At 43.9% G+C, this 255-nt stretch carries 1 protein-coding gene; it reads left to right on the top strand.

The window, feature by feature from the left end; translation table 11 throughout:
- Positions 1-255, top strand: a 255-nt coding sequence (locus tag M3204_RS23590) for a DDE-type integrase/transposase/recombinase (RefSeq protein WP_251489108.1), incomplete at both ends; no start/stop codon positions are given.

Below are 255 nucleotides of genomic sequence, written 5' to 3'. Positions count from 1 at the left end.
TCAAGTATGGAGAAGCAAAAAAGGCTTATTTGAGTGCGATTAAAGACTTACACGATGGAACCATCGTCAGTTACGTTTTTGGGCGTTCCAACAACAATAAACTGGTGTTTGATACGCTGGATCAGGCAACAGCCCTTTTGAATGGAGACCGTCCACTCATACATAGCGACAGGGGCTTCCAGTATACCCATCTCGGATTTAAACGAAGAATAGATCAAGCACAGATGACTCAAAGTATGTCCCGAGTCGGAAGAT

This window comes from Mesobacillus subterraneus, from assembly GCF_023715485.1.
GTDB classification, from domain to species: Bacteria; Bacillota; Bacilli; order Bacillales; family Cytobacillaceae; genus Mesobacillus; species Mesobacillus subterraneus_B.
Note: the sequence above shows the minus strand (reverse complement) of the source record. Positions and strands in the feature narration are given on the sequence as shown.